A 22,095-nucleotide genomic window follows, 5' to 3' on the forward strand; every position below is an offset into this window, starting at 1 on the left:
GTCCTGATGAAGATTACTTTTTATTGGCATAAAAGACTTTAAAACCGTTTTGATCAGATTTAATCTGACAATGCCCAAAGCTGTTTTCGATAAACGGCTGATAATTTAGAAAACGGTTGGCCACAATCCATAATTCCCCGGCAGATCTGAGCAGCGCCTTTGAAAACTGGCACAGATTTTCACTGGCCTGATAATGGGTTTTAATCCCTTGATGAAAGGGTGGGTTACTAACAATTGCATGAAAGCGACCATCAACATCCCGAATATCGGTAATGGCAATGGTGGTCAGTTGAGGGGAGATGTTATTTCTGGCAAAGGTGAGCTGTGTAGAATGTAAAGCAAAAGCATCAATATCTACCGCAGTAATGTGATTTTTGGGATTTGATTTTGCCAATATGGCAGAGATGATTCCTGCGCCACAGCCAAAATCCAGAATTTTACCTGCTTTGACCTGTGCTAAAAATGGCAGGATTTGTTGTGTTCCAATATCCAGATGGTCTTGACTAAATACACCAGGTAAAGCACAAATATCCAGATGGGTTTGCTTGAATGTATATTGATAATGTTTAAGCCATGCCTCTAGCGGTTTTACCTGATGTTGCTGCTGGGCTTTGACTTGCCAGAGTTGACAATGACGTGCGCTATCAATTTTAACAGGCTTAGCAAAAGCCTGTAATTGTTTGGCTGCACCTTCAATGCCGGCTTTTTTCTCGCCCACCAGAAAAATCGGTTTATCCTGTCCTAATATTGCGGCGCAATGTTCAAGCACATAGTTGAGTAATTCTTTGGCTTTGGGAATAAAAATAATTGCCTGATCAAAGGTTTGCTGTGGCGGGACAATGTCAAATACACTGTGATAACCGGATTGCAAAAAGTATTGATGGTCAGCAAAGTTCCAGCTCCAGATCGAAACTGTCGCATCCAGTGATTGACTAAGCTGATCCTGAGGTGCATTGACCAATAAAATATTACCTGAAAATAGTTCAGGTTGTCGTAGAAGCACTTCACTTTTTGCATCCATCGTTATACACCTCAGTTTTAAAGCTTCATTACACATGCTGAATTAAATACTTTATTCAGATTTTGTATCTGGTAGAACGAAATTCAGGATCAATGCAGCGATGCCACCAGTTGCCACACCTGAACTGAAAATATTACGGATAATCTCGGGCATATGTTTTAAAAAGTCCGGTACTTGTGCAATACCAAGTCCTAAACCTAATGATACGGCAATAATTAACAAGGCCCGTCGATCCAGTTTAATCCCGGCCAGAATATTAATCCCTGAAGCGGCAACTGCGCCAAACATGACCATCACTGCGCCGCCCAAAACTGCCTGTGGTACTGCCTGAACTACGGCTGCGATTTTAGGAAATAGACCCAAAATAATCAGCATGGCGGCAATCCATAGACCCACATAACGGCTGGCAACACCGGTCAGTTGAATGACACCATTGTTCTGGGCAAAAACTGAACTTGGAAAGGTATTGAAAATGCCGGCCAGAAAAGAATTTGCACCATTCACCAGTACACCACCTTTGATCCGTTGCATCCAGATCGGTCCGCTCACGGGTTCTTTGGAAATCTTGCTGGTGGCGGTAATATCTCCAATCGCTTCCAGTGAGGTCACAAGATAAATAAAGGCGAGTGGAATAAACAATGACCAGGAAAAACTCAAACCAAAATGCAAAGGTGTGGGCAACTGAAAAGACGGTGCTTGACCAAGGGCAGTAAAATCTAGATGCCCCATAAAGGCTGCGAGAATATACCCGATTACCAAGGCAATTAAAATAGCCGAGCTTTTAATCCAGATGATTGAAATACGATTCAGTAGAATAATAATTGCCAGTACACTACATGACATAATGATATTATCGCTATTGGCAAAACTGCCATCACCCAAAGCAGCATAACCACCGCCCATACTAATCAGTCCCTCTTTAATCAGGGTTAATCCGATGAGTAACACCACAATGCCAGTGACCAGCGGGGTAATCAACATTTTGATCCAGGGCAGAATACGTGAAACACCCATTTCGATAAATGCGCCACAGATTACTACACCAAAAATTGCGGACATCACTTGTTGATAAGGCGTACCATTGGCGATCATCACTGAACCAATCGCCATGATCGGACCAATAAAATTAAAACTGGTGCCTTGTACAATCAATAATTCCGCACCGAATGGTCCGACACGCTTGCATTGTAAAAAAGTTGCAATACCGGAAATCATCAGCGACATCGATAAAATCATGGTGGTTTCATGCGCCGGAACACCCAAAGCACCGCAAATGAGCAAACCCGGTGTCACAATCGGCACTAAAATCGCAAGTAAATGTTGTAATGCTGCAAAAAAAGCCGCGAGTGGTTTAGGGCGTGCATCAATGCCGTAAATTAGATTGTGTTTTGAGGAATCTTTAGATAATTCAGTCATGTAAAAAATACATTAGCGTAGCGAAAGTAGCGTATTCTAAAGGAGAGCTAGTCAATGAGAAAGCAAAAAACATATAAATTATGAAAACTGGTCGAAATGTCGTGAAACTGTCACTACTCAATGCTATGCTTTTTGCTGTATAATTTGTCCTCAAATTTTTTGGTAGCATTCAAAGTCCATGTCAGATATTAAAAATCTTCGTAACATCGCAATTATTGCGCACGTTGACCACGGTAAAACCACATTAGTCGATAAACTTTTACAACAGTCTGGTGCACTTGGTGACCGAGCGGGCGAGATTGAGCGTATCATGGATTCGAATGCGCTGGAAAGTGAACGTGGGATTACCATTCTTGCAAAAAATACCTCCATTACTTGGTTGGATAAACGTACTGATACCACATACCGTATCAACATCGTTGACACCCCGGGACATGCTGACTTTGGTGGTGAAGTAGAACGTGTCATGTCCATGGTTGACTGTGTACTACTTCTGGTTGATTCACAGGAAGGTCCAATGCCACAAACCCGTTTTGTGACACAAAAAGCCTTTGCCCGTGGTTTAAAACCAATTGTAATTATCAACAAGGTCGACAAACCAAGCGCACGTCCGGATTGGGTCATTGATCAGGTATTTGACCTGTTTGATAACCTTGGTGCGACAGATGAGCAACTAGATTTTCCTATCGTTTATGCATCAGGCTTACGTGGTGTGGCCGGTCCTTCTCCAGAAGAACTTGCCGAAGATATGACTCCATTGTTCGAAACAATTGTGGATATTGTTGAACCACCAGCAGTTGATGCTGATGGTCCATTCCAGATGCAAATTTCATCATTGGACTATAATAGTTTTGTTGGTGTTATTGGTGTTGGTCGTATTCAGCGTGGTTCGGTGAAATTAAATACACCTGTTACAGTGATCGATAAAGAAGGTAAAACCCGTAATGGTCGTATCCTGAAAATCATGGGTTATCATGGTTTGGAGCGTATTGATGTAGAAGAAGCATCAGCAGGGGATATCGTCTGTATTACAGGTATTGATGCATTAAATATTTCCGATACGATCTGTGATCCGAAAAATGTTGAAGCATTGCCACCATTGTCTGTTGATGAACCGACCGTATCCATGACATTCCAGGTAAATAATTCACCGTTTGCCGGTAAAGAAGGTAAATTCGTGACTTCACGTAATATTCGTGAACGTCTGGATCGTGAATTAATTCATAACGTGGCACTTCGTGTTGAAGATACCGATAGTCCAGACCGCTTCAAGGTATCTGGTCGTGGAGAGCTACATCTTTCTGTATTGATCGAAAATATGCGTCGTGAAGGTTTTGAAATGGGCGTTTCACGTCCACAAGTCATCATGAAAGAAATTGATGGTGAAAAACAAGAGCCATACGAAAACGTAACTTTTGACGTTGAAGAACAGCATCAGGGTTCTGTAATGGAACAAATGGGTTTCCGTAAAGGTGAAATGACCAATATGGAAGTTGACGGTAAAGGTCGTATCCGTATTGAGGCAACTGTACCTTCACGTGGTCTGATCGGTTTCCGTTCCGAGTTTTTGACCATGACCTCCGGTACAGGGATCATGACATCAAGCTTTTCACATTATGGTCCTGCAAAACAAGGGACTGTTGCGAAACGTCAAAATGGTGTATTGATTTCAATGGTTCAAGGTACTTGTCTTGGTTATGCACTATTTACCCTTCAAGACCGTGGTCGTTTATTTGCTAAACCACAGTTGGAAGTATATGAAGGCATGATTATTGGTATTAACTCTCGTTCAGATGATATGACAGTGAACCCAACCAAAGCAAAACAGTTAACCAACGTGCGTGCATCAGGTACTGATGAAGCATTAACGTTAACGCCAGCAGTGGAATATACGCTGGAACAAGCATTGGAATTCATTGAAGATGATGAATTGGTTGAAGTGACACCAAAATCAATCCGTATCCGTAAGCGTTATTTGACTGAGAATGAACGTAAACGTAATCGTGATAAATAAAGAAGCTATTCGCTTAGATTTTTAAAATCTGAACTTAAAATGCCAATCAGAAAATAGATTGGCATTTTTATTGGGTGATAAATAGATGACATTAAGTTCAGTTACGAAGAACGCTTATATTGTTTTTAATGAATACTTTGTTTGTTGTGCCAAGATGAATAACATGGAACATATAAGCTTTTGCGTTTCTACATGTCAGAATCGTTCCCTTGAGATATTTACTAATCCACTTTATTAGTCTTAAAATCACCAAGCCAATATCTTAGTTCAAATCGAAAACATAAAAATAGGGAAATGATCATCGTCATTTCCCTATTTTCTACACTACCATATCACCGTTAAAACATCCGACTTTAAATTGAAGGCGCAAGCTTTGTCCGGCTAGATAGGTTTGGTTTGATTAAGCCTGACCTTCAGCATCTGCTTGTTGTAAGCGTTGGATATTCGCTTCAAACTCAGCATCAAAGTTGATTGGGCTAAGCAATAATTGTGGGAAGCTGCCTTTGCTGACCAAATCATTCACTGCTTCACGCAGGAAAGGGAATAAGATATTTGGGCAATATGCGCCTAAAATATATGGTAGACGTTCTTGCTCAACATTTTCAATTAAGAAAATCCCGGCTTGCGTCACATCCACAATAAATGCAGTTTCATCGTTATTGGTTGCAGTAACCACAACTTTTAATGCCACTTCATAATGTGTCGGATCAAGTTGCTCGGCAGCAGAAGACAGGTTAATCCCTAATTCCGGTTGCCATTCCTTGGTAAAAACTTGTGCCCCAGGTACTTCAAAAGAAGCATCTTTTACATAAATACGTTCAAGCGCCAGTTGTGATTGTGCTGCTTGTTGTTCTTCGCTCATTGTTGAATCCTTGATTAAATGGAAGTGAGTGCTTAGTTGTTTAAAAGCTGATCAAGCTGACCCTGACGCTCTAAGGCATAAAGCTGGTCAAAGCCGCCAATAAATTGATCATTAATAAAAATCTGCGGTACGGTACGATGATGGGTGCGTTGCATCAATTCGCTGCGTACTTCTGCTGGTTCTGTTGATAAATTAATTTCTTGGTATGCGATCCCTTTACGTTCGAGCAATTGTTTGGCACGAATACAATAAGGGCACACAGTTGTAGAATAAACAACAACATTCGCTGTCATGCTTGTACGCTCCAATTTATTTAGATTTGACTAAAGGTAAACCTTGACCTTTCCAGTTGATAATTCCACCATCTAAGCGGTAACTATCCTGATGCCCAACTTTTTGTAATGCAGTACCTGCAACCTGACCCATATTGCAAATAAAGATCAAAGGACGATCAGTGGTTTTTAATTCTTCTACGTGTTTTTCAAGTTGACTATAAGGAATATTGCGACTACCGCTAATATGTCCTTGTTTAAAGTCTTTACCGTCACGTAAATCGATCAGCATGGCATTTTGTGCTTTCGTTAAGATACCTAAAGATTGTGGTGAAATTTTACGACCACTACGACGGCTTTCAAACACGAAGAATAGGATAATCAAAACACCCAGAATGCCAAACAAAATTGGGTGATTACCCATAAATTCGAACCAACGTTCCACAATTCACCTTATGTTAATATCTAAATCGAGCACAGTATAACGCATATATGGTGCTATAAAATCGAACTTCAAGCGCATTTAATCGCAATTTAGGATTTTTCTGCATCCTCAAGTTCATTCAACAGACGATTCATACTATTCAATCGTCGTTGCAGTACCAGCCCCTGAGCTGCGGCATCACGTAAAGCACATTTTTTTTCATGTTGATGGGTACAGTTACGGAACTGGCATTGTCCGTAAAATGGCTCAAACTCCGGAAAACCTGCATAAATATTCTTTTCGCTCAAATGCCACAAACCAAATTCACGAATCCCGGGAGAATCAATCAATGCGCCCTGTGTGCCAAACTGAATTAAACGGGTCGACGTCGTCGTATGTTGCCCGAGTGCCGAATTTTCAGAAATAATATTGGTCTTTTGAGCAGCTTCTGGAATCATGGTGTTGATTAAAGAGCTTTTACCTACACCGGATTGCCCGACAAATACCACGGTTTGATCCTGAATCTTTTGCGACAAATATCGTGGGTGATACGGGCTGTCTTCCGCTGCATTGGCGTGTGTGATACAGGTGTCATAGCCCAGTTTTTGATATTCTTCCAGAAATGCGTTGGCTTGGGAATCTGTTGTTAATAAATCTGCCTTATTGAGCACCAATAATGGTTGAATATCTGCATTCTCACAGGCAACGAGATAGCGATCAAGCAGACCTGCCGAAGGTTCTGGTGAGGGTGCAAAAATAATCACAATTAAACCGACGTTCGCTGCAACAGGTTTTAATTTATGATATCGATCAGGGCGGCTTAATAATGACGTACGCGGATGTAGGGCTGTGATCACACCCAGACCGGTATTTGGATCAGCTTGCCACGTTACACGATCACCGGTAATTAAGGCATCCAGATTGGTACGGGTATGACAACGCCAGATATCACCGAGTTGAATGGGACGCCAGAATACTTCGGGTTCACCTTCAATGGTTTGAGGGGCGGCAGGTGGGGATTTTGGCAGTGAGCAGACTTGTACCTCCAGTTGACGTCCATAATGTTGCACAATCAGACCTTCGATATCCAAATCATGATCGAATTCTTGTTGTCGATTTTTTTGCTGCTTTTCAATACGGCGCTGTTGCTGTTCGGTTAAACGTCGCTTACGAATTAAAGCCATTCATCCTCGATATCGTCATAAAAAATTGGGATAGGCAAAAATAGCATGAAGAGTAGGTATATTTACAGTGTGCAACAAAAAATTTTGCTAATATGTATATTGAAACAAACAGGATAAGTAAGAATTTTCATGAGCAGCGCTGCCGACACACGTTTAATCTGGATTGATCTTGAAATGACAGGTTTAGATACCGATAAAGATCAGATTATTGAAATTGCAACAATTATTACTGATGATGAGCTAAATATCCTCGCCGAAGGGCCGGTATTGGCGATTCATCAATCTGACCAAATCCTCAATGCCATGGATGAATGGAATACACGTCAGCATGGCCAATCAGGTTTGATTGAACGTGTACGACGTAGTCAGTTAACTGCGCGCGATGCCGAACAACAAACTATTGAATTTTTAAAAAAATGGGTGAATGCAAAAATTTCCCCAATGTGCGGCAACTCAATTTGCCAAGATCGCCGCTTTATGCATCGGTTAATGCCGGAACTTGAACAGTATTTTCACTATCGTAATCTGGATGTGTCTTCTGTAAAAGAATTGGCAAAACGTTGGCGGCCTGAAATCATGAGTGGTTTGAAGAAAGATGCCTCCCATCTGGCTTTAGATGATATTCGTGATTCTATTCGTGAACTCAAATATTACCGTGAATACTTTTTCCGTGTTGAACTAAAATAACAATAAAATCTGAATTTTTAGTTTAAGTTATTATATTTAAAACCTTTTAATTATAATTGTGCCTATCTGATGCTTACGATCGTAAGCATCTTTTTAGAATTTAAGAGATAAAATAAATATACAAATTTTACATTGTTTTATGCTACATTGAACCAATTAAATAAAGTGGGATACCGTATCTCTGTATTCCAGTTGTGCTTCAAATTTTATAATTAACAATCAGTTTAATGGGACATCAGTTTTATGCAAAGTAATAACCCGATTCTTTCTCGTGTGGAAGTCAGGGCAGATTATAGCCACCCTATGAGTGTTGAAGGGGCTGTGCAAAAATCTGTCATGCTTACCGTTATTGCAGCACTGGTCGGTGTTGCATTTTATATCTATTGTGCCATGACAAGTGCCTATAGCATTGCCAATGCAGGTTTGCTGGTTGGTGCAATCGGTTCTTTTGTTGTGGCAATGATTGCGACATTTAAAACCAATCTTGCGCCAACTCTGGCTGTGCCTTATGCATTGCTTGAAGGTGTATTCCTAGGTGGTATTTCTCTGTTTTTTGAAATGCGTTATCCGGGCATTGCATCGCAGGCATTATTGGCAACATTTGCCAGTGCCTTAACTATGTTTGCTTTATATCGCTTTGGTATTATTAAAGCCACTGCAAAATTTAAAGCCGTGGTGATTTCTGCCAGTATTGCGATTTTGGCGGTATTTGTGGTGCAGTGGATCATGACATTGGCATTTGGTAGCTCAATTCCGGGATTGTTTGAAAGTTCTTGGTTAGGCATTGGTTTTGCCGTGTTTGTTGCAATCATTGCTTCGCTTAACCTGATTCTGGACTTTGACCTGATTGAAAATGGCGCTGCCAATGGCGCACCTAAAAGTTTTGAATGGCTCTGCGCAATTGCATTGTTGGCTACACTGGTCTGGATGTATATTTCTTTCTTGCGTTTGATCGGGCTACTCAACAACGATTAACCCTGAAATTTATTTTATACCTTAGGGTATAAATATAAAAATAGCTTTGCGCATTGCAAGGCTATTTTTTTTGAGCTTAAAATTTTGGAAGATTTCAACCTTTACATTGCTATCGAATATTCGGCATGATGGGACAGTTTTTAGATGGTTTGAGATTGTTCATATGAGTCAAGGGTTATTAGCCGGAAAACGCTTTTTGGTCGCTGGGATTGCCAGTAAATTATCGATTGCTTATGGTATTGCTCAAGCACTTCACCGCGAAGGTGCAGAACTTGCATTTACCTATCCAAATGAAAAATTAAAAAAGAGGGTAGATGACTTTGCTGCACAACTGGACTCGAATCTAGTCTTTGCCTGCGATGTCGCTGATGATGCACAAATTGAACAGGCGTTTGCTGATCTGGCGCAGCATTGGGATGGTCTGGATGGCGTAATTCATTCCATTGGTTTTGCACCAGCTGAAACACTTGATGGTGACTTTACTGAAGTGACCAGTCGTGAAGGGTTTAAAATTGCCCATGACATCAGTTCATACAGTTTTATTGCCATGGCGCGTGCAGCACGTCCATTGTTAACAGCACGTCAGGGGTGTTTATTGACACTGACTTATCAGGGTTCAGAGCGTGTGATGCCGAACTATAATGTCATGGGCTTGGCAAAAGCATCCCTCGAAGCGGGTGTACGTTATCTGGCCTCAAGTTTGGGTGCAGAAGGTATTCGTGTTAATGCAATTTCCGCAGGGCCAATTCGTACATTGGCGGCAAGTGGCATTAAATCTTTCCGTAAAATGCTGGATGTCAATGAAAAAACTTCACCATTGCATCGCAATGTCACCATCGAAGAAGTCGGGAATGCAGCCTTATTTCTGTGTTCACCTTGGGCATCGGGGATTACTGGAGAAATTCTCTATGTCGATGCCGGATTTAGTACAGTAGGGATGAGTACAGCTTTACTAAATGACGAGTAAAACACTTCATCTGATGATGGATATTCCGCTCTAACAAGGGCGGATTTCTTTTTCAATAACAGTTAATTTGCAATTCAATTCAAAATAAAACCATATTAAATTTAATGTGCTAAGTTAATAAATGATAGGCTTTATGCTAATATGCCGGACAAACATCAGCCACCTTTGAGAAAGTTCCATGGAAATTGTTTGTTTAGATTTAGAAGGCGTATTGGTCCCGGAAATTTGGATTAATTTTGCCAAAAAAACCGGTATTAAAGAATTGGAAGCGACCACGCGTGATATTCCAGACTACGATGTGCTGATGACACAACGTTTAAATATTTTAAAACAACATAACTTGGGTTTACCAGATATTCAGGCTGTTATTGCCGATATGGGACCATTACCGGGTGCAAAAGAGTTTGTAGAATGGGTGCGTACACATTTTCAACTTATTATTTTATCAGATACCTTTTATGAATTTGCTCATCCTTTAATGCAGCAATTGGGCTGGCCAACAATTTTTTGTCATAAACTGGAAACTGATGCACAGGGTAATGTGACGGCTTATAAACTACGTCAACCTGATCAAAAACGTCAAGCGGTTAAAGCATTACATGGTTTGAATTTTCGTGTGATTGCCGCAGGCGATTCTTATAACGATACAACCATGCTAGGTGAAGCTGATCACGGGTTTTTATTTGATGCACCGGACAATGTAATTGCCGAATTTCCTCAATTCCCAGCAATCCACGGCTATGATGCATTAAAAGAGGCGATTCGTGCAGTCTCAAAGCGCAATATTCCTGCCTGATCATATAAAAATGAGTAAAAAATAGGGCATTTCAAATGCCCTATTTTTATGTGATTAAATGTATCTATACTTGAATAAGAATTTAGAAGCGATAGCCAAGTTTTAAACCATAAGCGACTGCATCGTTATCAGCGAATTCTGCAACATATTGGTCACTTCCAGCTTGAGCACCGGTTTGTGCTTTGGCATCACCTAACCAAAAGTATTTTACCCCACCAGCAACAAAGTAGTTTGGTGCTGGGCTATATTGTAAACCCAGACCGACATTCCAGTAGCCTTCAGTTGGTCCTAATGTGGTAACAGGATTACCAGCACCACTATCCCAACCTACAGAAGCATTACCAGCCCATTTATCATTAAATTTACGTCCTACACCTGTGGTTACAGACCACTGATCCTTGGAATATTGAACCAGATTGAAACCATTTGGTCGTGATGGATTGAGTAATCCACCCACTTGCTCTGAGATAGCACCAAATTTATAAGGTCTAAGTGCAAAGTCTTCCCAGTTTACCCAGCGAATATTTACAAAAGCCACAGTGTCAGCCATGATGCCTGATTGTAGATCCAGATTAACTGATTGCGGTGTCGTAATTCTGGTTTCTTTACTTGATGCACCATTGGCTGCGATTGCACCACCAATTGCTGCTTGTATTGATGGAAGTAAAGGTGCAATATTTGGATTACTTCCTAAACTTTGCATCAATTGTGCTAAAGCTCCGTTACCGGCAGCAGTGGTTAAATCATCAACTAAAGGTGTACGCTCTTCAATGTTAACATCATGATCAATTTCTGAACGATAAGTTAAAGATGCTTTTAATGCAATCTCAGGAATTTGGTAGGCAATACCAGCAAGCCATCCCCAGCCGTCAGTATTTTTGATATGTGCATCGTAACCGTTATATAAGCTATAGGCTGAACCTCTTAAACTTACATCACCTTTCACTTCTTGATAGACTGGTCCAGCATAGAAGTTGAAATTTTCATTCGGTTGAAAACCAAAAATTAAAGCAAGATTATGTGTTTCCACACTAACCTCTGTATTTCCTGTAGGTGCTGTAGAACCCGCTGCACCAGCCAATTGAGCTGTTGTTACAGGCAAGGCACCGAGTACATTATTGGTTGGTTTTGACACGAAAATATTATCGCCAGAATATGCAGCTTTGGCGCCGAATGGCTGGTCAAAAAGTAAGCCTACAGAAAAATTGTCAGTGGCTTGAATTTTAATGGCTGCACTGGCGAAAGCGTAACTTTGCGCCATATCACTTATTTTATTTCCTGAATTTTCTTTTCCAGATACATCAGGAGCTAATACAGATCCACCAACTTCAAAATAATTTCCAGGTTGTAAAAAGGAAGAAATTGATTGCCCAGAGCGGTCTAGTGCGGCTGCGAAAGCACCAGTCATAGGTAAAGCACATGCAAGTGCAGCTGTAAGCGTCTTAATTTTCATTGTCATCGATCCATGAAAAAGAGGTTTAAACTAATCTTTATCGTATTTGCAATGTTGTTTAAACCTCGTCAAAAAGTAAAAACTGTATGCAAAATGAGTAAAGATGTAGTGATTTCTTCACTATGTGCTAAATATAACTGATCTATGAAAAAAAACGAATAAAATTGTAGTGAAAGCCAATGTTTTTTGTTATTTGATTGAAATTTATACTTTTATTTTAGTTACTGGTGAGTTCAAAAAAAATACATAAGGTCAATAAATAGTATGCTTTAGCACAATGTATTGTCTTTAAAGATAATCGAACACTTGTGCTTAAAGATTATTTGATAAAACGAATTGGTTTTAATAGGGGTTGATTGTTAAGATAGGCTTGATGATTATGCCAGACCAGTTGTTTTATACAGAAATACTGAACAACTTGCGGATAAATAAAATGCTCGAGTTGATGAACACGCTGTGCTAGTGTTTCTATATTATCATGAGCGGTAACAGATAATACAGCTTGCGCAATGGCTTGTCCTGCATCAAGTTCGGCTGTGACAAAATGTACAGTACAGCCATGTAATCTATCACCGGTATTGAGAACCCGCTGATGTGTATGCATGCCTTTATAAGCAGGTAGCAGAGAAGGGTGAATATTCAACATTCGACCTTCCCATTTTTTGACAAAATCAGGCGTCAAAATTCGCATAAAACCTGCGAGCACCACCAGATCAACATGCCATGCCAATAGTTGCTGGTGCATTTGTGCATCAAAACTTTCCCGTGTTGGAAAGTCCTGATGTGAAATGACAGCTGTGTCAATATTGGCTTGTCTGGCCCGTTCAAGCGCATAGGCAGTGTTTTTGTTGCTTAAAACACCAACAATTTCGCCACAGAGGTTGGCATCAATTAATGCCTGTAGATTGCTACCATGGCCTGAAACCAGAACAGCTATACGCATAAGTTAAGCGAAGATAACACGAATTTTTTCATCAGCATTTTTTACTGATGCTGCATCTGCTTCAATCTCACCGATTTTCCACGCTGTCTCACCCTGACTGTTCAGGATTTCAATGGTACGTTCAGCGTCGCTTGCATCCACCGCAATGATCATACCGACACCACAGTTAAAGGTACGATACATTTCAAATTGTTCAACTTGTCCTTGTTCCTGTAAGAACTTGAACAAAGCTGGCCATTGCCATGATTGCTCGTCAATACGTGCGCGTAAGCCATCAGGAAGGACACGAGGTACATTACCAGGTAAGCCACCACCCGTAATATGCGCCATGGCATGAACATCAACCTGTTTGCACAATTTTAGTATAGGCTTGACATAAATACGGGTTGGTTCCATCACCACTTGACTTAATACTTTGCCATCAAGCTCGGTATTTAAATCGATATTTTTGACATCAATAATTTTGCGTACTAATGAATAACCATTCGAATGTGCACCGCTTGATGCCAGACCAATCAGCACATCACCAGCTTTGACCTTAGAACCATCAATGATTTTGCTGTGTTCAACCACGCCCACAGAAAAACCGGCAAGGTCGTAATCTTCACCTTCATACATACCCGGCATTTCGGCAGTTTCGCCACCGACCAGCGCACAACCAGCAAGTTCGCAGCCTACACCGATTCCGGTCACTACATTGGCCGCCACATCGACATTGAGATGTCCGGTTGCATAGTAGTCAAGGAAAAATAAAGGTTCTGCACCAGTTACCAAGAGGTCATTAACGCACATTGCAACAAGATCCTGACCAATCGTGTCATGCTTGTTCAATTGTAATGCCAGTCTTAATTTGGTTCCCACACCATCAGTCCCAGAAACCAGAACAGGTTCTTCATAACCTTTGGGAATTTTGCACAATGCGCCAAAACCACCGAGTCCACCCATGACTTCAGGGCGTGTCGTCCGTTTTGCTACCGATTTAATTCGCTCGACGAGTAAGTCGCCAGCTTCGATATCGACACCAGCATCTTTGTAGCTTAAACCAGTGTTTGAAGTAGAAGTTGAGTTGCTCATAAGTGAAGTCTCCGCATTGGCGGCTGATTATACCTGAATCTACAAAACTCTTATGGTTTTTCTCACATAAAATGTTATCTTTTTTAAAAATATTTTACTTAATGCGAGTAAAATACACATCAAAATGATTGAGATACATAATTATGCATGACCCAATGCTAAAAAGAATATTTATCCTTGCTGGCATCGCCAGTTTCTTATGGGTAATCTATTTACTATTACCCGTAGTGCTCCCGTTTGTGATTGCATTTTTAGTGGCTTATCTGTTTAGTCCACTGGTCGAAAAAATGCAAAAAATTGGTTTGCCACGGTGGCTTGCGATTTCAACGGTCTTTATTTTGATTATTGTTGGATTGACACTGGTGGGGTGGTTTCTTGTTCCCATGATCTGGGCGCAGTTGATGTATGCTAGAGATCATATTCCAGAGATGATTCATTGGATTAACGAAACATTTCTACCTTGGGCGTCGACGACTTTTAATCTTGAGCCGATGGAAATCAATACTGATGAATTGTCTGTGACTGTTATGGATTATATCCAGACCAATTATAGTGTCGATAATATTCAGGATATCGCACTGCGACTGGCACAATCTGGTTTAAGTTTTATCCAGATTGGCGGAACATTGGTGCTGGTGCCCATCATTGCCTTCTATTTTTTACTGGATTGGGAAAGAATGTTGCAGCACATGCGTCGTACTATTCCACGTCCGATGGAAACTGATGTGGTACAAATTGCCCGTGAATGCCATGAAGTGCTGGGGGCTTTTGTCAAAGGGCAATTTTTGGTCATGATTTTACTTGGTCTGGTTTATGCCGTTGGTTTACAGTTAATTGGTCTGCATGTCGGATTGATTATTGGTTTGGTGGCGGGGCTGGCAAGTATCATTCCTTATCTGGGCTTTGCCGTGGGTATTGTGGCAGCAGTGATTGCTTCATTTTTACAATTTGGCATGGACTGGGTGCATTTAGCGCTGGTTTTTCTGGTGTTTATGATTGGTCAGGCGGTAGAAGGTTATATCTTACAGCCATTTTTATTGGGCGATAAAATTGGATTATCTCCAGTTGCCGTGGTGTTTTCTGTACTTGCCGGGGCACAGTTACTTGGCTTTGCGGGAATGCTGATTGCTTTACCCGTTGCTGCGATAATTGTTGTATTATTAAGACATCTTCGTGCCAGTTATGAAAGAAGCCGTTTATATGGTGCACAGCCTGTTGTCACAACTGAACACATTGAAAATATTGATTTAAGTACATCAATGAATCAGGACAGTACCCATAAAAATACCCGTTATGATATCGCACAGACAGATAATGCCAATAAAGATGATAGTTCTAAATAAACCTAGCCATGATAAACAATGAGGTAATGTCAACATGCGTCAATTACAGCTTGATATTGAACCTTATTTGGATGCAAAAATAAGTGATTTTGCAGGTCCAAGTTGGGCACCTGTAATTGATAATATTCGACAATTACATACAGGGTTAATCAAGCAGTTTTATATTTATGGTGAAGCTGGAACAGGCAAGTCGCATTTATTAAGTGCGATTTGTGACTCTTATCTTGATGTCGGCAAGACAGCAATCAACGTTTCATTGCTGGAATTACTTGATGCGCCTGTGGAAGCCATCCATGCACTGGATACTTACGATTTGGTTGCATTGGACGATATTGAGGCGATTAATGGCATGTTACAATGGCAAAAAGCCATTTTTCATTTAATTAATTTAAACTATGAAGGCACTGGGCAACTGGTGTTTTCTTCGCGTTTTGCCCCGACAGAACTAAAATTACAATTCCCCGATTTACAGTCACGCTTGACACAGGCGGTCAGTATCCGTATACCCAATGGTCAACAGTTTAATGATCGACAAGCGCTATTAAAGGCTGTTATGCTGAGACGCGGTTTGCATTTTGAACAGACAATTGTTGATTATCTGCTATTGCATGGACCGCAAAAAACAGCCACGCTATTACAAACGCTGGAAAAACTTGAGCAATTGCTAAAAGGGCACCAGCTCAAACTTTCAAATGTAAAGTTAAAACAAATCTTTGCACTGATTGATGAGTATAGTCATTAATACCTAGGATATTGATTTGTCGCAGCAGTAGTGCTGCGAGAAAGGATAGCGAAATAGATTGGCATAGTGCTTGCCATAAAAAACAAAAAATACGGCATTTCTTAAGGAGTAGGTAAATGCTTAAAAAGGGCATTGGTGTTGGACTGTTATTTCTAGCTGGGCATTCCTATGCCACAATACAGGTCACCACAACAGAAGATCTGGTCAAAGACGATGATATTTGTTCCTTGCGTGAAGCGATTACTTATGTCAATGAGTATTTAAGTGACGAAGATAAGAAGAAGGCAGGTTATAACGGTTGTGGTGGTGAAGATGCGACTGCAACGATTTTGCTTGAATCTGATCAGGTTTATACGCTGGATCAAGCCATAGACATTAAGGCAGCACTGAGCATACAAACTCAAAATAATGATCTGTCATCTGATACAGTTGGTATTGGTTTGCACAATGCCACAATTAAAGCCTCCGGTAATCACCGTTTGTTTAATATTAATGATGGTAAGTCCGATATTAGTCAACTGACGGTCAATTTAACCCAAGTCAATTTACAGGGCTGTGGTAGCACGAGTATCTGCGCAGACTCAGGTGGCATTATTTATAACCGCGAAGCTTTGGTAATTGCCTATTCAAAAATTTCTCAGGGTTATGCCAATCAGGGTGGGGCAATTTATAGTGATGGTTTGATTGTAGGTAATAATACTTATTCTGCTGGCGCTGTCACCATTAGTTATTCTATTTTTACCGAGAATAAAGCAAAAAATGGAGCAGCACTTTATTTAGGTCAGCCATTATTTAGAATAAGTAATAGTGTCATTCGTAACAATACGGCAACCGACAGTAACGGCAGTATTATTTATTCGGCCAATGCATTTGATGATGAAACAACGGGTACCGATAGTTTTATTCGGGCTGCTTATATTTTAAATAGCACACTGTTTAAAAATACAGGCTATCTAGTGAACTTACGTGATGGTGTTTACGCCAATAATGTCACCATAGTGGATAATAGCAAAGGCTTGTATTTTGATGCGCCAAAAGGCAAAGCCCATCTTTCCAATAGCATTCTGGCAGGGAATAATAATGTGGATTGCACCTTTGCATCAGGTGACAAATCCTTATTTTATAACAATTTGGTAGCGAGTCGTGCATTGTGTGGAACAGGCGAAGCCGGCAATGAAAATATTGATTTATCGACACAATCCAATAATCAATTATTTGCAGGTTCAAGTAGCGAAGGCAATTGTAATCTTCCTCCGGCCAAAGGATTATTATGTCCTTTTAGAACCCCTGACAATGCTTTTCTAGGTTTTTTTAAACCAAGATTATTATCGACTTATCAAACAATCCTTGATTCACCTATCGTTAACCGTGGTCGTTTGTATAGTGATGGCACAGGTCAAGGGCAATTTACCTGTCAAAGTACCGATCAGCGTGGCCTAACACGTGCCAATGCAGTGCATTGTGATCTCGGCGCAATAGAGCTTGTGGTTAGTAGTGATAATATTTCCCGTGTTGGTCAAAGCATTTTTTATGGCGAAATTGCCGAAATGAGCATTGCTGATAATCTGGCTGATGGTGAGTTGTTGCCAGCAGAAGAATGCAAAAATGTATTTGGTAGAGATATAGATCCAAATGGTAATCCATGGACCATTGGTTGCTTGCGTATTGAACAAAGTACAGCAACACCCCAATCCAAAGGTACGCTTACACTGGATGAAAATGGCAAGCTGGTTTATCGCCCTAATTCTAATTGGCATGGTCTGGATGAGTTTAATTTAAGAATAGTGACCACTGCCTCACGTTTTTCAGAATCGGAAACGGATCGGGATATTGTGATTCCGGCCAGAATTTTACAGAATCCGCCAGATGATTTTAAAAGTGAGAAAATTAAAGTTTCAGGTGGTGCATTCGGTGGATTGAGTATTTTAGGATTAGTGCTGTTGGCATTACGCCGACGCACAAAAGCTTAACACGGAGCGTTAAGATGAAAAACTATAAAAAAGCTTTGTTTGCGATCTCTGTGCTTGCGACCTTCCCATTGCTGGCGGCAACCTCAGACGATACTGTAATTTATGTGACGACTTTTGATGATGAAGATGGAGAGAATGCCAATGCCTGTTCATTGCGCGAAGCCTTGACTGCTGCTTATCAGAATAAAGCCTATGGGGGGTGTAGTGCGGGGAAAACTACTGCAAGTGTCACAGATATTATTCAATTAAAGGCGGGTATATATCAAATTAGCAAGCCTTTGACCCCACGTTCTCTGGTCAGTATATACGGTGCACTGGACTCAATTGCTGAGGAAAAAGATGTAATTACAGGTGATTACCCTAGACGTACAGCTTTGCAAACCACGATACAGGGTAATGGAAGTTTTGGTTTAATTGATACCACTGCTGGAAAAGCAACTTTAACTTTAAATAGACTACGTTTGACAAAGGGTAAGTCTAATCGGGGAGGGGCAATCCAAACTGGCGGCGCATTGTATTTAAATCGGGTGGTGATCGACAATTCTTCGGCAACTGAAAATGGCGGTGCGATTTATCTGTCTGGAATAAATAGTGCAGTAGGCATTACCGATAGTACATTTTCCGATAATCAGGCACCTACGGGTGCAGTGCTGGGCATGAGCTGTCTTGATAATCTGGTTTTTACAGAGCGTACAATTACGTTGACCAATTCTTCTGTGATTAAAAATGGCGATACAAGCAGTAAAAGTATTCTTGAGTTTTGTGGTGAACCTAAGCTTGCATTAAATGCCAATACCATTGCTGAAAATACAGCATCGAGTAATGCAGATGCTGGTGGTAGTATTATTAAATTTACTGGCGATAGTCTGCCCAATAACAATTCCAGTTCAATTTTAAGTAATAGCAGTAGTTTGAGTTTAATTAGCAATACCATTGTGAATAATACTGCCTATAGTACCTTTCTCTATGACAGTATTGCTGCAAAGACACTTAAATATAATTTGCTTGCCTATAATCAAGGCTATTCCTGTCGCTATTTACTCGGTGAACTGGCAGAGACAGCGACTGCCAATTTGCGCTTGTCGTATAATGCTTTAGTGAAATCATCAAATAGTGCTGGTTATTGCGATATGCCGCATGATACCTTGAAAGATGAGAATACAAAGACCATTGATTTAAGTGGTGTTGCTCAAGCATCTGTGATGACGGGATTACAGGCAGCAACCGATGTGACTGCATTTATGCCGATGTATTTTTTACAGGGGTATGCTACCAATCCATTGATCAATGTAAGTGGTAGTAATGCAGAATGTACCAGTGTCGATCAGCGTGGTGTTACACGATTGGTAGATAGTCTGCAATTATTGGAAACGAATAATAATTCCTGTGATATTGGCGCGACGGAATTAGTCCGGCTTTCTGCGTCCGATCTCTCTAATACTAATTCATCTCAAGTCGGTTTGATCACAACATTGGCTAAACAGAGAGATGATTATCAAGCGTTAATTGATAATTCAAATACTCCCGTAGAATTCCTAACATTTTATAAGATTCAGCGAGATCTATATGCTCAAAAGATTATAGATTACAAAGCAGCGCAAAAATATCGTCAGGTTTATTTTGATGTATTTGCCAATAGTGTACCGCAGGAAATTCAGAATAATGATGGTTCTCGGGTGATTCAGCAATTTAGTGCAGACCTTTATATGGTGAAAACTGAAGCATTAGGGACAGGGCAGGATGTATTTTTATCCGGAAATGTGAATAATCTGCCGAGTGAGAATGATCCTGAGCTTAGATGTGAGTGGGACAGTACACTTCAGCAATTAGTGATGTATCGGACTGATGATAAGCAATCAGCCGCAGGTGACTATAGTTATTGTAAATATACCATTCAGCTAAAGTCTGATACATCAATTCAATCTGTTGGTTTGGCTCAGGCTTCTTTTGTTAATATTGCACCAATTGCCATCAATGATGCATATACCATGCAATATGGAACGAATCAGCAGGTCGATCTTGATGTCTTAGCCAATGACCATGATAATGGCGACGGGTCATCTGATCAGATCAATTATCCAGCCGGGAAGAAGGCATTTTATGTTTATCCGGATGGGGTGAGTGCGCCAATAAAATTCGGGAGTATTGATAATAACTTAACCATTGTTGCCGAGCATACGAGAGCTTGTCCTGATGAGTCGGGAGCTCTGTGTTATGGTGGTAAAATTTCCATTAAACCGAAAAGCAGCTTTAATGTGTTTAACTATTCGATTACTTACGAGTTTTTTGATGCGGATGCAAAATTATCAAATACTGCAACGGTAAAATTAATAAGTACAGAAAGTGGCAAAAGTAATAACAGTGGCGGTGGTAGTTTGGGTTGGTTGAGTGTGTTGGCTTTAATGGGTATGGCGGCAGTACGAAACTACAGAAAGAAATAATTGCTTATGGCAGAAAAGGCTAAATTTAGCCTTCTCTGCTGTTGATATCAAAAATTAATTGATTGTATATTTGGATAGAATATCACGCCGAATTTGCGCGCGTTTTTCTAAATCCGTTGTGGTTTGTAATTTTTTCTTAAGCGCATTGCGTTCCTGTGTACTCATATTTTGCCATGCAATACGCATACGCTGTTGCTCATCATTACTAAGTTGGCAGAACCAATCCATGCGTTGTTTTAAGTTTAACTGCTGCTCTTCCTCACGAATAGATTGATAAGTGCTAATGAGTTGTTGCTGCTGTTCTTTGGTTAGATGATCACACTCATTAAACTGTTGTTCGATATCATCTTCCTTAGACGCTTTCCAGAAGCGATCTAATCCTGCATAACTAATCGCAGTAAAACTAAGTAAAGACATAATTAAAACAGTCCGGTGAAGCTTAACTGCCATGAGGGATATCCTCACCTAAAACCAGTAGCATTTCCAAGTCATCGGCAAGTTGTGGGGTAAGTTTTGGTGTATTAACCACCATTTTTGGCTGATCATCATAATTGGGCATTAATGTACTCGGTACGATGGATAGGCCGGTAATTGCCGCAGCAAAAGCCAGACCGACGCCCCAACGATTATATTTTTGGTGGCGTTTTTCTTCAATACGCGCAAACACACCACTGATAACAGCATGCCGTTTGGGGAAATTATCTGCTTTTTGATTCAAAGCATCTATAATTTTATCGTTTAAATCATCTTTTCTCATCGGATGACCCTCAATCATTTGAATTCAAATGTGCTAATGTCATTTTTAAACTTTGTATGGCTCGGTGATAATGGGTTTTTACACTTCCTTCACTACAATCCATGATTTTTGCTGTTGTCGCTGTGTCGAATCCTTCCCATGCTCTTAACATGAATGCCTGTTGCTGGCGCACAGGTAAAGCCTGTACTGCATTCAGAATTTCATCAGTTGTTAGCTCCTGATCAATCAAATCACTTGGTTCTACCTGATTGTGATCAGGTATGTCTATTTCTTCATCTTCATCAGATAAAGGATTTAGACGCAACCATCCAAATCGTTGTGAACGACGTGCTTCTTTTCTACGCCAGTCCAGTAACTTGTTGTTTAAAATCGTATAAAATAGGGGATACCACTCATCCATGGGTTTTTCTGGATAGTTTTCATGTAAAGCAATAAACGCTTCCTGAACCAGATCCATTGCAATATCTTGCTGACCCTGACATGAGTTTTCCATCATCACTAGCGCACGACCACTTACCTCTTGCATAAAGAGTTGTAAGCGTTTTTCAAGACTCATTGGCACATCGGTATGTTGTGCAGTATTTTTGGTCTTGGGCATTAAATCCATTGAAATGGAAAGTCCTGTCATATGACAACCCATTTTTCCTCTACACGCTATATAACGTTCTGAAGGAAAAATTGGTTGACAATAAAATGAATAATTTATGTAGTTTAATGTTATTTTAACCGAAATTGTTTATTTCCAACATAAACC

The 22,095-nt window shown here is 40.4% G+C and carries 21 protein-coding genes; 9 read left to right on the top strand and 12 right to left on the bottom strand.

Annotated elements, in window-relative coordinates; translation table 11 throughout:
- Nucleotides 1–13: 13 nt before the first annotated feature.
- Together CRO21_RS02610 and CRO21_RS02615 are read right to left on the bottom strand one after the other, a co-directional pair.
- Nucleotides 14–1,021, bottom strand: a complete 1,008-nt coding sequence (locus tag CRO21_RS02610; protein WP_097077770.1) for a class I SAM-dependent methyltransferase — start codon at nucleotides 1,019–1,021, stop codon at nucleotides 14–16.
- Nucleotides 1,022–1,072: 51 nt separating this feature from the next.
- Nucleotides 1,073–2,437, bottom strand: a complete 1,365-nt coding sequence (locus CRO21_RS02615; protein WP_097077771.1) for a uracil-xanthine permease family protein — start codon at nucleotides 2,435–2,437, stop codon at nucleotides 1,073–1,075.
- A gap of 178 nt (nucleotides 2,438–2,615) precedes the next feature.
- Between CRO21_RS02615 and typA the strand changes: the two genes are divergently transcribed.
- Nucleotides 2,616–4,451: a translational GTPase TypA gene (gene typA / locus CRO21_RS02620; RefSeq protein WP_097077772.1), complete on the top strand. Its 1,836-nt coding sequence runs from the start codon at nucleotides 2,616–2,618 to the stop codon at nucleotides 4,449–4,451.
- 400 nt (nucleotides 4,452–4,851) lie between these two features.
- Here the strand turns inward: typA and secB are convergent, their stop codons facing one another.
- From secB to rsgA, 4 genes are all read right to left on the bottom strand, one after another.
- Nucleotides 4,852–5,313: a protein-export chaperone SecB gene (gene secB, locus CRO21_RS02625; protein WP_097077773.1), complete on the bottom strand. Its 462-nt coding sequence runs from the start codon at nucleotides 5,311–5,313 to the stop codon at nucleotides 4,852–4,854.
- Between the two features lie 32 nt (nucleotides 5,314–5,345).
- Nucleotides 5,346–5,606 carry a glutaredoxin 3 gene (gene grxC, locus CRO21_RS02630; RefSeq protein WP_097077774.1) on the bottom strand — a complete coding sequence of 87 codons (261 nt, stop codon included), beginning with the start codon at nucleotides 5,604–5,606 and terminating at the stop codon, nucleotides 5,346–5,348.
- A gap of 16 nt (nucleotides 5,607–5,622) precedes the next feature.
- Complete coding sequence (locus CRO21_RS02635) at nucleotides 5,623–6,030, bottom strand: rhodanese-like domain-containing protein (protein WP_097077775.1); 408 nt, start codon at nucleotides 6,028–6,030, stop codon at nucleotides 5,623–5,625.
- An 89-nt stretch (nucleotides 6,031–6,119) separates the two neighbouring features.
- Nucleotides 6,120–7,193 (bottom strand): ribosome small subunit-dependent GTPase A, encoded by a 1,074-nt coding sequence (gene rsgA / locus CRO21_RS02640; RefSeq protein WP_097077776.1) that lies wholly within the window; start codon nucleotides 7,191–7,193, stop codon nucleotides 6,120–6,122.
- A gap of 129 nt (nucleotides 7,194–7,322) precedes the next feature.
- On the opposite strand from rsgA, the gene orn reads away from it, so the two are divergent.
- The 4 genes from orn (at nucleotide 7,323) to thrH (ending at nucleotide 10,618) form a co-directional block, all read left to right on the top strand.
- On the top strand, nucleotides 7,323–7,880 hold the full coding sequence (orn, locus tag CRO21_RS02645) for an oligoribonuclease (protein WP_097077777.1): 558 nt from the start codon (nucleotides 7,323–7,325) through the stop codon (nucleotides 7,878–7,880).
- A 243-nt stretch (nucleotides 7,881–8,123) separates the two neighbouring features.
- Nucleotides 8,124–8,855: a Bax inhibitor-1/YccA family protein gene (locus CRO21_RS02650; protein WP_097077778.1), complete on the top strand. Its 732-nt coding sequence runs from the start codon at nucleotides 8,124–8,126 to the stop codon at nucleotides 8,853–8,855.
- A 163-nt stretch (nucleotides 8,856–9,018) separates the two neighbouring features.
- Entirely contained in the window at nucleotides 9,019–9,822 is an 804-nt protein-coding gene (locus CRO21_RS02655; protein ID WP_097077779.1) for an enoyl-ACP reductase FabI, read from the top strand.
- Between the two features lie 178 nt (nucleotides 9,823–10,000).
- Nucleotides 10,001–10,618, top strand: coding sequence for a bifunctional phosphoserine phosphatase/homoserine phosphotransferase ThrH (gene thrH / locus CRO21_RS02660; protein WP_097077780.1), 618 nt, complete (start codon nucleotides 10,001–10,003; stop codon nucleotides 10,616–10,618).
- An 82-nt stretch (nucleotides 10,619–10,700) separates the two neighbouring features.
- On the opposite strand, the gene CRO21_RS02665 is transcribed toward thrH, so the two are convergent.
- The 3 genes from CRO21_RS02665 to purM form a co-directional block, all read right to left on the bottom strand.
- On the bottom strand, nucleotides 10,701–12,071 hold the full coding sequence (locus CRO21_RS02665) for an OmpP1/FadL family transporter (RefSeq protein WP_097077781.1): 1,371 nt from the start codon (nucleotides 12,069–12,071) through the stop codon (nucleotides 10,701–10,703).
- A gap of 319 nt (nucleotides 12,072–12,390) precedes the next feature.
- Nucleotides 12,391–13,014 (bottom strand): phosphoribosylglycinamide formyltransferase, encoded by a 624-nt coding sequence (gene purN / locus CRO21_RS02670; RefSeq protein WP_097077782.1) that lies wholly within the window; start codon nucleotides 13,012–13,014, stop codon nucleotides 12,391–12,393.
- A 3-nt stretch (nucleotides 13,015–13,017) separates the two neighbouring features.
- Nucleotides 13,018–14,088, bottom strand: coding sequence for a phosphoribosylformylglycinamidine cyclo-ligase (gene purM, locus CRO21_RS02675; RefSeq protein ID WP_097077783.1), 1,071 nt, complete (start codon nucleotides 14,086–14,088; stop codon nucleotides 13,018–13,020).
- Nucleotides 14,089–14,231: 143 nt separating this feature from the next.
- Between purM and CRO21_RS02680 the strand changes: the two genes are divergently transcribed.
- The 4 genes from CRO21_RS02680 (at nucleotide 14,232) to CRO21_RS02695 (ending at nucleotide 20,584) form a co-directional block, all read left to right on the top strand.
- On the top strand, nucleotides 14,232–15,431 hold the full coding sequence (locus tag CRO21_RS02680) for an AI-2E family transporter (protein ID WP_097077784.1): 1,200 nt from the start codon (nucleotides 14,232–14,234) through the stop codon (nucleotides 15,429–15,431).
- Between the two features lie 34 nt (nucleotides 15,432–15,465).
- Nucleotides 15,466–16,173: a DnaA ATPase domain-containing protein gene (locus CRO21_RS02685; RefSeq protein WP_097077785.1), complete on the top strand. Its 708-nt coding sequence runs from the start codon at nucleotides 15,466–15,468 to the stop codon at nucleotides 16,171–16,173.
- 116 nt (nucleotides 16,174–16,289) lie between these two features.
- Nucleotides 16,290–18,143, top strand: a complete 1,854-nt coding sequence (gene rbtA, locus CRO21_RS02690) for a rhombotarget A (protein ID WP_097077786.1) — start codon at nucleotides 16,290–16,292, stop codon at nucleotides 18,141–18,143.
- Nucleotides 18,144–18,157: 14 nt separating this feature from the next.
- The gene (locus tag CRO21_RS02695; protein WP_097077787.1) at nucleotides 18,158–20,584 is read left to right on the top strand and encodes a CSLREA domain-containing protein; all 2,427 of its coding nucleotides are present in this window, start codon (nucleotides 18,158–18,160) and stop codon (nucleotides 20,582–20,584) included.
- 54 nt (nucleotides 20,585–20,638) lie between these two features.
- Here the strand turns inward: CRO21_RS02695 and CRO21_RS02700 are convergent, their stop codons facing one another.
- From CRO21_RS02700 to CRO21_RS02710, 3 genes are read right to left on the bottom strand one after another with little or no spacing between them, the layout of a single operon-like run.
- A complete protein-coding gene (locus CRO21_RS02700) occupies nucleotides 20,639–21,034 on the bottom strand; it encodes a restriction endonuclease (protein WP_097077788.1) in 396 nt (131 codons plus the stop codon).
- Nucleotides 21,024–21,341 (bottom strand): hypothetical protein, encoded by a 318-nt coding sequence (locus tag CRO21_RS02705; RefSeq protein WP_141398105.1) that lies wholly within the window; start codon nucleotides 21,339–21,341, stop codon nucleotides 21,024–21,026. Before CRO21_RS02705 ends, CRO21_RS02700 begins: the two co-directional genes overlap by 11 nt.
- A gap of 10 nt (nucleotides 21,342–21,351) precedes the next feature.
- Nucleotides 21,352–21,969, bottom strand: coding sequence for an RNA polymerase sigma factor (locus CRO21_RS02710; protein ID WP_097077790.1), 618 nt, complete (start codon nucleotides 21,967–21,969; stop codon nucleotides 21,352–21,354).
- Nucleotides 21,970–22,095: the final 126 nt, after the last annotated feature.

The organism is Acinetobacter puyangensis (assembly GCF_900096995.1).
GTDB lineage: Bacteria > Pseudomonadota > Gammaproteobacteria > Pseudomonadales > Moraxellaceae > Acinetobacter > Acinetobacter puyangensis.